This window comes from Streptomyces sp. GbtcB7, assembly GCF_019091445.1.
GTDB classification, from domain to species: Bacteria; Actinomycetota; Actinomycetes; order Streptomycetales; family Streptomycetaceae; genus Streptomyces; species Streptomyces mirabilis.
Window position 1 is genome coordinate 1 of record NZ_JAGXJM010000679.1, and the last position, 234, is coordinate 234.

1 pseudogene is annotated in these 234 nt (G+C 79.1%); it reads right to left on the reverse strand.

Features of this window, described 5'->3' with window-relative positions:
• Positions 1-234: pseudogene (locus KVT44_RS57220) on the reverse strand (peptidase E); the annotation flags it as partial.

Here is a 234-nt window from a genome sequence, read left to right on the forward strand (position 1 = left end):
TCAGGGGCGCGGGGCCCGGAGCAGGCGGCGTTCCCCCCGCCCCCCGGCCGCCCGGTCCCCCCCGCGCCGGACGACGTACGCCCCCCTGCCCGGTGTCTCGCTGACGGTCTCGACGAGTTCGGTGCCGCGGTAGAAGAGGCCCACGCCGTCGTCGGTGCTGTGGCTGGGCGGCAGAGTGCCCTCGGCGACGAGCCGGTGGACCAGGGGGCGGCGGCGGGGGTGGGGGGTGTAGGG